The organism is Streptomyces sp. NPDC059989 (assembly GCF_042736975.1).
Taxonomy (GTDB): domain Bacteria; phylum Actinomycetota; class Actinomycetes; order Streptomycetales; family Streptomycetaceae; genus Streptomyces.
In genome coordinates this window covers 1,503-14,061 of the sequence record NZ_JBHWUO010000057.1, presented here as the reverse complement: position 1 = coordinate 14,061, position 12,559 = coordinate 1,503, and the positions used below count along the sequence as shown (strand labels likewise).

General features: G+C 73.9%; 12 protein-coding genes and 1 pseudogene. 2 read left to right on the top strand and 11 right to left on the bottom strand.

Going from position 1 to position 12,559, the window contains the following annotated elements:
* Positions 1-9: 9 nt before the first annotated feature.
* From ACFWBN_RS33560 to ACFWBN_RS33540, 5 genes are all read right to left on the bottom strand, one after another.
* A complete protein-coding gene (locus ACFWBN_RS33560) occupies positions 10-1,134 on the bottom strand; it encodes a glycosyltransferase family 4 protein (protein ID WP_385183460.1) in 1,125 nt (374 codons plus the stop codon).
* A 270-nt stretch (positions 1,135-1,404) separates the two neighbouring features.
* Positions 1,405-3,129 (bottom strand): DNA repair protein RecN, encoded by a 1,725-nt coding sequence (gene recN, locus ACFWBN_RS33555; protein ID WP_385183534.1) that lies wholly within the window; start codon positions 3,127-3,129, stop codon positions 1,405-1,407.
* Positions 3,130-3,232: 103 nt separating this feature from the next.
* Positions 3,233-4,114 carry an NAD kinase gene (locus ACFWBN_RS33550; protein WP_385183457.1) on the bottom strand — a complete coding sequence of 294 codons (882 nt, stop codon included), beginning with the start codon at positions 4,112-4,114 and terminating at the stop codon, positions 3,233-3,235.
* Positions 4,115-4,182: 68 nt separating this feature from the next.
* Complete coding sequence (locus ACFWBN_RS33545) at positions 4,183-4,998, bottom strand: TlyA family RNA methyltransferase (protein ID WP_385183455.1); 816 nt, start codon at positions 4,996-4,998, stop codon at positions 4,183-4,185.
* A gap of 7 nt (positions 4,999-5,005) precedes the next feature.
* Positions 5,006-5,227 carry a hypothetical protein gene (locus ACFWBN_RS33540; RefSeq protein ID WP_385183452.1) on the bottom strand — a complete coding sequence of 74 codons (222 nt, stop codon included), beginning with the start codon at positions 5,225-5,227 and terminating at the stop codon, positions 5,006-5,008.
* Between the two features lie 65 nt (positions 5,228-5,292).
* Between ACFWBN_RS33540 and ACFWBN_RS33535 the strand changes: the two genes are divergently transcribed.
* A complete protein-coding gene (locus ACFWBN_RS33535) occupies positions 5,293-5,640 on the top strand; it encodes an SCP2 sterol-binding domain-containing protein (RefSeq protein ID WP_385183449.1) in 348 nt (115 codons plus the stop codon).
* 206 nt (positions 5,641-5,846) lie between these two features.
* Here the strand turns inward: ACFWBN_RS33535 and ACFWBN_RS33530 are convergent, their stop codons facing one another.
* The 4 genes from ACFWBN_RS33530 to ACFWBN_RS33515 are packed head-to-tail and all read right to left on the bottom strand — an operon-like array spanning position 5,847 to position 9,848.
* Positions 5,847-6,665 (bottom strand): ABC transporter ATP-binding protein, encoded by an 819-nt coding sequence (locus ACFWBN_RS33530; protein ID WP_385183446.1) that lies wholly within the window; start codon positions 6,663-6,665, stop codon positions 5,847-5,849.
* Positions 6,662-7,708 (bottom strand): FecCD family ABC transporter permease, encoded by a 1,047-nt coding sequence (locus tag ACFWBN_RS33525; protein WP_385183443.1) that lies wholly within the window; start codon positions 7,706-7,708, stop codon positions 6,662-6,664. Before ACFWBN_RS33525 ends, ACFWBN_RS33530 begins: the two co-directional genes overlap by 4 nt.
* Positions 7,705-8,763 (bottom strand): FecCD family ABC transporter permease, encoded by a 1,059-nt coding sequence (locus ACFWBN_RS33520; RefSeq protein WP_385183441.1) that lies wholly within the window; start codon positions 8,761-8,763, stop codon positions 7,705-7,707. Before ACFWBN_RS33520 ends, ACFWBN_RS33525 begins: the two co-directional genes overlap by 4 nt.
* Before the next feature lie 50 nt (positions 8,764-8,813).
* Entirely contained in the window at positions 8,814-9,848 is a 1,035-nt protein-coding gene (locus ACFWBN_RS33515; protein WP_385183438.1) for an HAD-IIA family hydrolase, read from the bottom strand.
* 114 nt (positions 9,849-9,962) lie between these two features.
* Here ACFWBN_RS33515 and ACFWBN_RS33510 point away from each other — a divergent pair, with 114 nt between their 5' ends.
* Positions 9,963-11,234 carry a DUF1015 family protein gene (locus ACFWBN_RS33510; RefSeq protein WP_385183435.1) on the top strand — a complete coding sequence of 424 codons (1,272 nt, stop codon included), beginning with the start codon at positions 9,963-9,965 and terminating at the stop codon, positions 11,232-11,234.
* 89 nt (positions 11,235-11,323) lie between these two features.
* On the opposite strand, the gene ACFWBN_RS33505 is transcribed toward ACFWBN_RS33510, so the two are convergent.
* Together ACFWBN_RS33505 and ACFWBN_RS33500 are read right to left on the bottom strand one after the other, a co-directional pair.
* A complete protein-coding gene (locus ACFWBN_RS33505; protein ID WP_385183432.1) occupies positions 11,324-12,181 on the bottom strand; it encodes a tetratricopeptide repeat protein in 858 nt (285 codons plus the stop codon).
* Positions 12,163-12,559: pseudogene (locus ACFWBN_RS33500) on the bottom strand (hypothetical protein); the annotation flags it as partial. The gene ACFWBN_RS33505 and the pseudogene ACFWBN_RS33500, both read right to left, overlap by 19 nt.

Genomic DNA, 12,559 nt, shown 5'->3' with positions numbered 1-12,559 from the left:
ACGGCACCCCTACCGCCGGCCCCGCTCCGTCAACTCGTCGTAGACGGACAGCACCTGCGCCACCGTGTCGTCCTCCGACGGCCACGTCCCGGCCTGCGCACGCCCGGCGGCGGCCAGCTCGGCCCGGCGGTCCGGGTCCGCCAACAGGCCGGACACGGCCGAGGCGAGGGCCCCCGCATCGCCCGGCGGGACCAGCACCGCCCCCTCGCCCACCAGCTCCGGCACTCCGCCCACCGCCGTCGCCACCAGCGGCACCCCGACCCGCAGCGCCTCCTGCGCCAGCAGGGCCCGCTCCTCCCAGCGGCTCGGCAGTACCGCCACGTCCGCCGCCGCCAGCAGCTGCGCCGCGTCCCGGCGCCGCCCCAGCAGCCGTACGGGGAGCCCCTCGGCCTCGATCCGCCGGGACAGTTCGGCCCGGAGCGGCCCCTCACCCGCGATCACCAGCAGCGGCAGGGGCTCCAGCGTCCGCCATTCCCGCGCCGCGTCGAGCAGTACGGAGTACCCGCGGTGCGGCACCAGGCTCCCGACCGCGATCAGCAACGGCCGGGCCACCGCTCCGAGTTCCGCCCGCGCCTTGCCCGGATCCGCATCCGCCCTCCCCGCCGGCACAGCCGCCACGGCGGCCACCGGCGCCAGCCGCGCGTCCCGCGCACCCCGCAGCCGCGCGAGGTCCACCTGGTCCGATGAGGCCCCCAGCACCACCGCCGCGGCCCGCGCCACGTGCCGCTCCAGCATCCGGCTCAGCCGCCCGAGCGCACCCGCGGCCGCCGGGCCGTCGCCGTGCCAGCTCACCACCAGCGGCACCCGCCGCCCCCGCAGGGCCAGCGCGGCCCGCAACCCGGCCCGCACCCCGTGCGCGTGCACCACGTCGGCCGCGGCGCACGCGGCCCGCAGCGCGCCCACCGCATCGGGCGAGAACTGCGCCCCGGCGCCGGTGAAGTCGTACTCCCCCTCCGCCTCGACGGGCGCGCACACCGTGACCCGTACGCCGCGCGCGGCGAGCCCGGTCGTGAGCGACCGCACGTGTGCGCTGCTGCCCACGCCCGCGGCCCCGCCCAGCACTTGGACGGTACGCAGGGGCGGGCGCCCATAGGGCTGTGCCGGGAGGGAGGCGGAGACCGGGGAGCTGCTCACGGGCCGAAGCTCCAGGGTGAGGGAGTCAGAGACGTCGCCCAGGATGCCAGTCCGCACGCGCGTTCCGGGACCATACGGGTGCGGATACCGTGAGAGATACCGCAGGACACCCCCCATCCTCACCCACACGGGCTAGCGGAGCGTCACCCCGACGCCCTGGCACCCCGCCGCCCCGCCGCTCCAGAAACGACCGAGGGCCCGGAGCGCCGTGCGCCCCGGACCCGGGTCCCGTCGTCCGGCGGATCCGACCGATCCGGCGGATCCGATCGGTCAGCCGTCCGCGCGCGCCGCCGCGAGGAGTTCCTCGGCGTGCGCCCGCGCCGACACCGAGTCCTCGTGGCCGGCCAGCATGCGCGACAGCTCGCGGATGCGGGCCTCGCCCTCCAGGACGGTGACCCCGCTGCGCGTCACGGACCCGTCGTTGGTCTTCTCGACGAGCAGCTGCCGGTCCGCGAAGGCCGCGACCTGCGGCAGGTGCGTGACGACCACGACCTGCGCCGACTTGGCCAGCTTCGCCAGCCTCCGGCCCACCTCGACCGCCGCCTTGCCGCCGACGCCCGCGTCGACCTCGTCGAAGAGGTACGTGGGCACCGGGTCGGAGCCCGCGAAGACCACCTCGACCGCCAGCATCACCCGGGACAGCTCGCCGCCCGAGGCGCCCTTGGCGATCGGCCGCGGCTGGGCCCCGGGGTGCGGGGCCAGCAGCAGCTCGACCTCGTCCGCGCCCGAAGGTCCGTAGGCGACGGCCCGGCCGTCCACCTCCACCCCGTCCGCGTCCTCGACCTGCCGGATGTCGATCGTCACCCGCGCGTGCGGCATCGCCAGCGACGCCAGCTCCTCCGTCACGGCCGAGGCGAACCGCGTCGCCGCCTCCACCCGCGCGTCCGTCAACGCCTGTGCCAGCAGGGACAGTTCGGACCGCAGACCGTCCCGCTCCGCGGTCAGCTCGGTGATCCGCTCGTCGTCGCCGTCCAGCTCCAGCAGCCGCGCCGCGCCCCGCTCGGCCCACTCCAGCACCGCGTCCACGGTGCCGTAGGAGCCGTACTTGCGGGTCAGCTGGGTCAGGGCCGCCCGCCGCTCCTCCACCGCCGCCAGCCGCAGCGGATCGGCGTCCAGGTCGTCGGCGTAGCCCGCCAGCTCCCCGGCCACGTCGGACAGCAGGATGCCCAGCTCCCCGATCCGCTCGGCGAGCGCGCCCAGGGCCGCGTCGTGGGACCGTACGGACTCCAGGGCCCGGTGGGCGCCCGCGACGAGCGTGTTCGCGTCGATGCCCTCGGGGTCCTCGGGATTGCCCGCGAGCGCGGCGTGCGCCACCTGCGCCGCCGAGGACAGGGACTCGGCGTGCCCGAGCCGCTCCGCCTCCGCCGCCAGCTCGGCGTCCTCGCCGGTCACCGGCTCCACGGCCGCGATCTCGTCCAACCCGAAGCGCAGCAGGTCCGCCTCCTGGGCCCGCTCACGGGCCCGGGTGGTGATCTCCTCCAGCTCGACGGCGACCGCGCGCAGCCGGCGGTAGGCCGAGCCGTACTTCTCCAGCGGGACGGCGACGGCGTCCCCGGCGTACCGGTCGAGGGCCTGCCGCTGCCGGGCCGGCCGCAGCAGCCCCTGCTGGTCGGTCTGCCCGTGGACGGCGACCAGGTCGTCGGCGAGCTCGCCGAGCAGGCCGACGGGCACGGAGCGGCCGCCGACGTGGGCGCGCGAGCGCCCCTCGGCGGACACCGTCCGGCTGATCAGCAGGGCGCCGTCGTCGAGCTCGGCCCCGGCCTCCTCGGCGCGCACGGCGGCGGGGGCGTCCGGGCGCATGACGATGCGGCCCTCGACGACTGCGGCCTTGGCCCCGATCCGTACGAGCGCCGGATCGGCACGTCCGCCGAGCAGCAGCCCGAGGCTGGTGACGACCATCGTCTTGCCCGCACCGGTCTCGCCGGTCACCGCGGTGAAACCGGGCGACAGCTCGACCACCGCGTCGTCGATGACCCCGAGCGACCGTATCCGCATCTCCTCAAGCACGGGACGACGATACCGAGGTTTCACCGGTGCCATGTGACGTCACCCGCCCGGAGTTCTCCGAACGCGCGTGCTATTGGGGACGAGTCCGGACTCAGTGGGGCGCCCCGCGCCACCCCGACACCGGCAGCGCGAACTTCGCGACGAGCCGGTCCGTGAAGGAAGCGTGGTGCAGGCGCGCGAGCCGTACGGGCACCGCCCCGCGCCGGACCTCCACCCTGGCCCCCGCCGGCAGCTCCAGCATGCGCCGTCCGTCACACCACAGCACCCCGTGCGGGGTCCCGGTCTGCACCTCCACCGCCAGCACCGAGTTCGGCGAGGTCACCAGCGGCTTCGCGAACAGTGCGTGCGCGCTGATCGGCACCATCAGCAGCGCCTCCACCTCCGGCCAGACCACCGGCCCGCCCGCGGAGAACGCGTACGCCGTCGAACCGGTCGGGGTCGCGCAGACGATCCCGTCACAGCCGAACCCGGACACCGGGCGGCCGTCGATCTCCAGGACCACCTCGAGCATCCGCTCCGGCGACACCTTCTGGACCGCGGCCTCGTTCAGCGCCCAGTCCTGGTGCACCACGTCCCCGTTGGTCCGCACGACGACATCGAGCGTCATCCGCTCCTCGACCTCGTACTCGCGCGTCACCACCCGGTCCACGACCTTGTCCAGGTCGTCGCGCTCGGCCTCGGCGAGGAAGCCCACCCGCCCCAGGTTGACGCCCAGCATCGGCACCCCCGAGGCGCGCGCGAACTCCGCTCCCCGCAGCAGGGTCCCGTCCCCACCCAGCACGATCAGCAGCTCACAGCCGTCCAGCACGCCCGGGGTGGAATCGGTGACCAGCTCCACCTCGCGCGGCAGCGGCAGGTCCGCCGCCTCGTGCGCGAAGACCCGTACGCCCAGCCCGCACCGCAGCAGGCCCTTCACGACCAGCTCGGCACTGCGGATGGCCGCCGGCCGCCCGGTGTGCGCGAGCAGAAACACGGTGCGCCCCCCTACCGGACCACCGCAACCATCCGAACCGACCGAACCCGCTGAACCCTCTGAATCTGTCACTGCGGCCCCTCCGCCACTGCACGGTCAACATCCGCCGGGTCGAGTACCGGTGCCCCCGCCCGCAGCCACAGAAAGTACTCGACGTTCCCCGACGGCCCCGGGAGCGGACTCGCCGTCACCCCGAGCACCCCCAGCCCCAACTTCCAGGCCTGCGCCGCCACGTCCCGCACGGCCTCGGCCCGCAGCTCCGCACTGCGCACCACACCGCCGCTGCCGAGCCGCTCCTTGCCGACCTCGAACTGCGGCTTGACCATCAGCACCAGATCGGCGTCCGGCGCACAGCACCGCACGAGCGCGGGCAGCACCAGACCGATGGAGATGAAGGACAGATCGCCGACGACGAGGTCCACCGGCGTCCCGTCGATCTGCTCGACCGTCAGCTCGCGTACGTTCGTCCGGTCCTTGACGGTGACCCGGTCGTCGCTCTGCAGCGACCAGGCGAGCTGCCCGTAGCCGACGTCGACGGCCACCACGTGCGCGACGCCCGCGCGCAGCAGCACGTCGGTGAACCCGCCGGTGGAAGCACCCGCGTCCAGCGCGCGACGGCCCTCGACGGCCAGCCCCTGCGGCCGGAAGGCGGCGAGCGCCCCGGCGAGCTTGTGCCCGCCGCGCGACACGTAGTCCGGATCGCTGTCGTCCTTGAGGACCACGAGGGCCGCACTGGTCTCGACCTGGGTGGCGGCCTTGGTCGCGGTGGTGCCGCCCACGGTCACCCGGCCCGCGGCGATCAGCTGTGCGGCGTGCTCGCGCGAGCGGGCCATGCTGCGGCGCACCAGTTCGGCGTCCAGGCGGCGGCGTGCCACTCCTGCCACGTTCGGTTCAGCTCCTGTTTTCGTACGGACCGGGGACGGGCGGTGCGTCCAGCGCGCTCAGCGCCTCGCGCAGCCCCCTGTGGACATCCTCGTACACGGCGAGGTGTCCGTCCGCAGCGAGGTGGTCGGCGTCGGCCAGCCGCGCCAGGTGCCCGTCCACCCCGGCGTGCCCGGTGGGCGTGCGTACGACGCCCAGCGCGGCGGGCTCGGCGGCGTCTTCGTCGGTCATGCCCCCGACGCTACCCCGAAGCGCCCCGCGACCACGCACGGCTCTGCGGTACCGTCGTGATCACGATGGCTACGATCGAGGAGTGCCGCGAAGCACTCGACCGACTCTCCGGCAACCTGGCGCGCGCCGACGGCGACGTGCGCGGCGCGGCCGCCCTTGACCGTTCCCTGAGCTGCCACATCACGGACCTGGACCACACCTTCGCGGGCCGTCTCGACGGTGGCCGCATCCGCGTGGACGCGGTCGCTCCCGGCCCACCCGCAACAAAGGCCGAAATCCGCCTCACGATGGCCGGTGACGACCTGCTCGCCCTGGTCGCGGGCGACCTCCACTTCGCCAAGGCCTGGGCCTCCGGCCGCATCCGCCTGGAAGCCGGCTTCCGCGACCTGATGCGGCTCCGCACCCTGCTCTAGGGGCGCCGGGTCGGCCCTGCGGGGCGTGTCCCCAGGGCTCCGCCCCGGACCCCGCTCCTCAAACGCCGGAGGGGCTGAAATGGCGCTCCGCGCCATCCAGCCCACCGGGCGGCACCTTCGAGCGCAGCTCAGCCAAAATCCAGCCCCGCCGGCGTTTGAGGCGCGGGGGTCCGGGGGCAGAGCCCCCGGCAGCGGCGCCGCGCCCGCTAGACGGCGGCCCGAGCCTTCCGCGCCGCCGGAATCACCAACGGAGTCCCCGTTTCCGGATCGGAGATCACCTGGCAGCGCAGCCCGAACACCCGCTCCACCAGCTCGGCCGTGACCACCTCCGCCGGCGCCCCCTCCGCCACGACCTCCCCGCCCCGCATCGCGATCAGATGCGTGGCGTACCGCGCCGCATGGTTCAGGTCGTGCAGCACGGCCACCAGCGTCCGCCCCTGCGTCTCGTGCAGTTCCGCGCACAGGTCCAGCACGTCGATCTGGTGCTGGATGTCCAGGTACGTCGTCGGCTCGTCGAGCAGCAGCAGCGGCGTCTGCTGCGCCAGCGCCATCGCGATCCACACCCGCTGCCGCTGTCCGCCCGACAGCTCGTCCACGGCCCGGTCGGCGAGCTCGGCGACCCCGGTCGAGGCCATCGACTCCGCCACGATCCGCTCGTCCTCCGCCGACCACTGCCGCAGCAGCCCCTGGTGCGGGTACCGGCCCCGCGAGACCAGGTCGGCGACCGTGATGCCGTCCGGCGCGATCGAGGACTGCGGGAGCAGCCCGAGCGTCTTGGCGACCTTCTTCGCCGGCATCGACCCGATGGCCTGCCCGTCGAGCAGCACCCGCCCGGCCGACGGCTTCAGCATCCGCGACAGCGCCCGCAGCAGCGTGGACTTGCCGCACGCGTTGGGTCCGACGATCACGGTGAAGGAGTTGTCGGGGATCTCCACCGACAGGTTCTCGGCGATGACCCGCTGGTCGTAGCCGAGGGTCACGTTCTCCGCGGTCAGCCGCTGCACTTGCCCACTCCTAGAGTTCATATACGTCCCGCCTTGCGCTCGGTGACGAGCAGCCACAGCAGATACACACCGCCGACGAGCCCGGTCACCACGCCCACCGGCAGCTGATCGGCGCCGAAGGCCCGCTGCGAGGCCCAGTCGGACACCAGCAGCAGCACCGAGCCCATGAGCGCGCCGGCCACCAGGTTTCCGCCCGGCGAGCGCGTCAGCCGCCGGGCCAGCTGCGGCGCGGCCAGCGCCACGAAGCTGATGGGCCCGGCCGCGGCGCTCGCCGCAGTGGTCAGCAGGATCGCCGCGAGCATCAGCAGCAGCCGCGTGCGCTCCACCCGCACCCCCAGGGCGTACGCGGCGTCGTCGCCCATCTCCATCATCCGCAGGGCCCGGCCCTGCCCGAGGACCAGCGGGAACAGCACCGCGCACACCGCGAGCAGCGGCCACACCTGCGCCCAGTCCCGCCCGGCCAGCGAGCCGGTCAGCCAGACCATGGCGCGGGTGGCCTCGACCATCTGGGCCTTGGTGATCAGGTACTGGATCACGGCGATGAGCATGGCGGAGGCGCCGATGCCGACCAGCACCAGCCGGTAGCCCTGGATGCCCTTCTTGTACGCCAGCAGGTAGACGACGACCCCGGCCAGCAGGCCGCCGATCAGCGCGCCGACGGCCACCTCGGTGGCGCCGCCCTTGAACAGGATGATGACGACGAGCGCGCCGACCACCGACCCGTACCCGAAGCCCAGCAGGTCCGGGGAGCCGAGCGGGTTGCGGGAGACGGACTGGAAGACGGCCCCGGCCATCCCGAGGGCGGCGCCCACGAGCAGGGCCACCAGGACCCGCGGCAGCCGCAGGTCGTTGACGATGAAGTCGTTGGCGGGGCTGCCGTTGCCCAGCAGGGTCTGTACGACGTCCCACGGCGCGATGTCGAAGTCCCCGGTGCCGATGAGCAGCACGGCCAGCGCAAACGCGGCGACGGCGAGCAGCACTCCTACGGCCAGGGCGCGCCGCTCCACGCGCAGCGAGATCCCGCCGGGGAGGTGCAGCCGACGGACTTTGGCGGTCACGCTCACAGCTGGGCCATCCTCTTGCGCCGAACCAGATAGATGAAGACGGGGCCGCCGATGAGCGCGGTCACGACACCGACCTGCAGTTCGGCCGGCCGGGTGACGACCCGGCCGACGACGTCGGCGCCGAGCAGCAGGACGGGCGACAGGACGGCCGAGTACGCGAGCACCCAGCGCATGTCGGGCCCGGTGAACGCCCGTACCAGGTGCGGGATCATCAGCCCGATGAAGACGATGGGCCCGCAGGCGGCGGTCGCCGCACCGCACAGCAGGGTGATGGCGAGCATCGCGCCGATCCGGGTCCGCGTCAGGTTGGCGCCGAGCGCCCGCGCGGTGTCGTCGCCCATGGCCATCGCGTTGAGCGGCCGGCCGAGGGTCAGCGCGAGCACCGCGCCGACCAGGAGGAAGGGCGCGACCTGCCGGACGGTCTCCATGTTGGCCGAGGCCAGCGAACCCACCGTCCAGAAGCGCAGTTTGTCCAGCGCCTTGCTGTCCATCAGCTGCACGGCGTTGATGTAGCCGATCAGGGCCGCGCTGGCCGCCGTACCCGCGAGCGCGAGGCGCACCGGCGTCGCGCTGCGGCTGCCCCCGAGCACGTACACGACGACGGAGACGACCGCGGCGCCGAGGAAGGCCCACCACACGAACTCGCTCAGCGAGCTCGCGCCGAAGAAGCTGATCGCGGAGACCACGGCGGCCGCGGCCCCGGCGTTGACGCCGAGGATGCCGGGCTCGGCCAGCGGGTTGCGGGTCAGCGCCTGCATGACCGCCCCGGACAGGCCGAGTCCGAGCCCCACCATCAGCCCGAGGAGGGTGCGCGGCACCCGCAGGTCCCGCACCACCACGTCGGAGGGCGTCCCCGCGTAGTCGAAGAGGCCGTGCCAGACCTCGTCGAGGGGCATCTGCTTGGCGCCCACGGCGATGCTCACGACCGCGACCAGCGCGAGCACCGCGAGGGCGCCGAGCAGACCGGCGACGCGCGGGGCATGGCGCGGGCGGGCGACGGCGGCCTGCGCGGGCACCGTGCTCGGTTCGGGTTCAGGGGGACTCTCGACCAACACGGAGGTTAGGTTAGCCTACCCTCTACCCTCGTCGGACCCCCCGCAGGACCCTAAAGCCCCAGCCTGGCCAGCGCCTTCGCGGCGTCCAGCGTGCAGACCCCGTCCCCGGCAGCCGTCCACGCCGCCGCGCACAGCGCCCGCAGCCCGTCGATCGGGTCCCCGTCCTCGCCGCGCAGCTCCAGTACGCCGTCCAGCGCGACCGCGGTCCAGCCGCCGCAGCGGAAGCCCTCGGCGGCCCGCTCGACCTCCGGCTGACCGGTCAGCAGCCCCCGCAGGTCCCGGTCCACGTAGGTCGGCCGGTGCCGGGGCTCGGCCCGCACCAGCTGCGCCGCGTCCGTCACCCCGGTCAGCACCAGCAGCGAGTCCACCTCACCGTTGAAGGCGCCCTCGATGTCCGTGTCCAGCCGGTCCCCCACCACCAGCGGCCGCTCGGCCCCGGTCCGCAGCACCGTCTCCCGGTGCATCGGGGGCAGCGGCTTGCCCGCCACCTGCGGCTCCGCGCCCGTGGCGATCCGTACGACCTCCACCGCCGCCCCGTTGCCCGGCGCGATCCCGCGCGCCCCCGGGATCGTCAGATCGGTGTTCGACGCGAACCACGGCACGCCCCGGTTGATCGCGTACGAGGCCTCCGCGAACCGCCCCCACGCCAGTTCGGGCCCGCCGTACCCCTGGACGACCGCCGCGAGACCCTCCTCCTCGGCGGACTCCACCGGCACCAGCCCCCGCTCGCGCAGCGCGACCCGCAGCCCCTCCCCGCCGATCACCAGCACCTTCGAACCCGGCTCCACCTGCTCCGCGATCAGCCGGGCCACCGCCTGCGCCGAGGTGATCACCTCGGCCGCCTCGGTGGGAATGCCCAGCTCGCCCAGGTGCTCCGCGACGGCGTCCGGGGTCCGCAGCGCGTTGTTCGTGACGTACGCGAGGTGCATCCCGTCCGCCCTGGCCGCGGCCAGGGACTCCACGGCGTGCGCGATGGCCTCACCGCCCGCGTACACGACACCGTCGAGGTCCAGCAGGGCCGTGTCGTACGCCTGGTGCAGACTCCGCTCACTCGCCGCGGGACTGGTCCTGCTCAGCCGGGTCATCCTGTCCGCTCCTCCCGGGGACCCCTCCCGGCGGTAGCCGGGGGAGATCGTTCCTGTCCGATTCCGTACTCCCCCGATCATCCCGCATCGCGAGACGCGTCTTACCATGCACCAATGACCACATCTGGCACCGCGGACCATGGGCTGCGCCTGATCCCGTTCCATGGCCTGCGCTACGTCCCGGAGCGTGTCGGCAGTCTGGCCGCCGTCACCTCTCCGCCGTACGACGTGGTCGTGCGCCCCGACGGAGTCGACCACCTCGAATCCGCCGACCCGCACAACATCGTCCGCCTGATCCTCCCGCAGGCCGGCACCCCCGCCGCGCGCAACGAACAGGCCGCGCGCACCCTGCACGACTGGCTCGCCGAAGGCATCCTCAGCGCCGACCCCGAGCCCGCGCTCTACGTGTACGAACAGCGCCGGGCCGGCCTCCTCCAGCGCGGCGTCATCGGCGCCCTCGCCCTGACCACCGCCGACGCCGGCATCGTCCTGCCCCACGAGGACGTGATGCCGGACGTGGTCACCGACCGGGCCGGCCTGATGCGGGCCACCTCGGCCAATCTCGAACCGCTCCTCCTCACCTACCGCGGCGACGATCCCGCGGCGGGCGCGGCCTCGGTCGTCGAGAAGACCGCCCGGCGCGCCCCCCTCCTCTCGACGACCACCGAGGACGGGTTCCAGCACCGCCTCTGGGCCATCACGGACCCGGCGGAGCTCGCCGCCGTCACCGCCGACCTCAGCCACCGCCAGGCCCTCATCGCCGACGGCCACCACCGCTGGGCGACCTACCTGCGCCTCCAGGAGGAGCACGGCTCCCCGACGGCCTGGGACTTCGGCCTGGTCCTGCTCGTGGACACCGCCCGCTACCCGCTCCAGGTCCGCGCCATCCACCGGATGCTGCGCCGCCTGCCGCTCGCGGACGCCGTGGCCGCGGTCACCGGCACCTTCCGGGTCCGCCCGGTCGACGGGCCGCTCCCCCTGGCCCTGGAGGCCCTCGCGGACGCCGCGGAACGCGGCAACGCCTTCCTCCTCACCGGCGACGGAACCTTCCACCTGGTCACCGACCCGGATCCGGCGCTCCTCGACCGCACGGTCCGGCACGACCGCCCCGAGGCCTGGCGCCGGCTCGACGCCACCGTCCTGCACGCCACCCTGCTCGACGCCGTGTGGCACGTCCCGGACGCACCCGACCAGATCACGTACATCCACGACGCCGCAGCCACCGTGGAGATGGCCGAGCGCCACGGGGGCACCGCCGTCCTGCTGCATCCCGTACGGGAGGAAGTCGTACGGGACCTGGCCCGCCAGGGCGTCACCATGCCCCGCAAGTCCACCTCCTTCGGACCGAAGCCGGCCACCGGCCTGGTCCTGCGCGGCCTGGCCTGACCGCACGCCGGAGCCCGGACCCCGGACATGAAGAAGGGCGGTACCCCACCGGGGGTACCGCCCTTCTTCACTTCACCGGCGCTTCAGGCTCAGGCCTTGTCGTCGTCCTCGACGGGGACGACCTCGTCCGTGACGTCGAAGTCGGCCTCGGACTGCTCCAGCGGCTCGTACTCCTCGTCGTCCTCGTCGTAGTACTCGGCGACGTCGGAGGCACGCTCGGCCGCGGCGACCTCGGCCGCGTCCTGGTCGTCGTCGTCCTCGTCCTCGTCCAGGTCCGCGTCCGCGTCCTCGTCCTCGTCCTCGTCGACGAGGTCGATCGCGGCATCGACGAACTCGACACCGTCGAGCTCGGCGAGACGGTCGGAGGCGTCCGTGGACCCGTCCTTGTCCGCTTCGAGGGTCTTGCCGAACCACTCGCGCGCCTCGTCCTCACGACCGGCCGCCAGCAGGGCGTCGGCGTAGGCGTACCGCAGGCGCGCGGTCCACGGCTGGACGGAGCTGGAGGCCAGCTCCGGGCTCTGCAGGGTCACGATGGCGGCTTCGAGCTGCCCCTGGTCCCGCCGGGCACCGGCCGCGACCAGCCGCATCTCGACCTGGCCGGCCTTGTCCAGCTTCTGCACCTCGGGCTCGCCGGCCATGGCCAGCGCCCGCTCCGGACGGCCGAGGCCGCGCTCGCAGTCGGCCATGACGGGCCACAGCTCGACCGAGCCGGTCATGCGCTTGGCGGCACGGAACTCCGCGAGCGCCTCGCTGTACTTCTGCGTGGCGTACGCGGCGAAGCCGGCGGCCTCGCGGACGGCGGCGACACGGGAGGCCAGTCGCAGGGCGATGCGCGAGTACGCGTACGCCTGCTCCGGGTCCTCGTCGATCAGCCGCGCGACCATGACCAGGTTCTTGGAGACCTCCTCGGCCAGCCCCTTGGGCAGGCTCAGCAGCTCCTGACGCACATCGGCGTCGATCTCGAGACCGGTGACGTCCTCGTCGATCGGAAGCCGCTTGACCGGGTCCCGGTCGCGGTCCGCGCGGTAGTCGCGGTCGCCGCCGCGGTCATCGCGACCACGGTAGCCACCACGGTCACCACCGCGATCGTCACGGCCACCACGGTCACCACCGCGATCGTCACGGCCACCACGGAACCCGCCGCGGTCGCCACCGCGGTCGTCGCGGCGCGGGTAGCTGGGACGGTCGCCGCCACGGTCGTCACGGCCACCACGGAAGCCGCCACGCTCGTCATCACGACGGGGGTAGGACGGACGCCCACCGCGGTCGTCGTCACGGCGCGGGTAGGACGGACGGTCTCCACCACGGTCATCGCGACGGAAACC

Coding starts and splice junctions, on each gene's coding strand:
- recN (WP_385183534.1), bottom strand. CDS start 3,129: ATGCGGATACGGTCGCTCGGGGTCATCGACGACGCGGTGGTCGAGCTG.
- ACFWBN_RS33540 (WP_385183452.1), bottom strand. CDS start 5,227: ATGACCGACGAAGACGCCGCCGAGCCCGCCGCGCTGGGCGTCGTACGC.
- ACFWBN_RS33535 (WP_385183449.1), top strand. CDS start 5,293: ATGGCTACGATCGAGGAGTGCCGCGAAGCACTCGACCGACTCTCCGGC.
- ACFWBN_RS33530 (WP_385183446.1), bottom strand. CDS start 6,665: ATGAACTCTAGGAGTGGGCAAGTGCAGCGGCTGACCGCGGAGAACGTG.
- ACFWBN_RS33515 (WP_385183438.1), bottom strand. CDS start 9,848: ATGACCCGGCTGAGCAGGACCAGTCCCGCGGCGAGTGAGCGGAGTCTG.
- ACFWBN_RS33510 (WP_385183435.1), top strand. CDS start 9,963: ATGACCACATCTGGCACCGCGGACCATGGGCTGCGCCTGATCCCGTTC.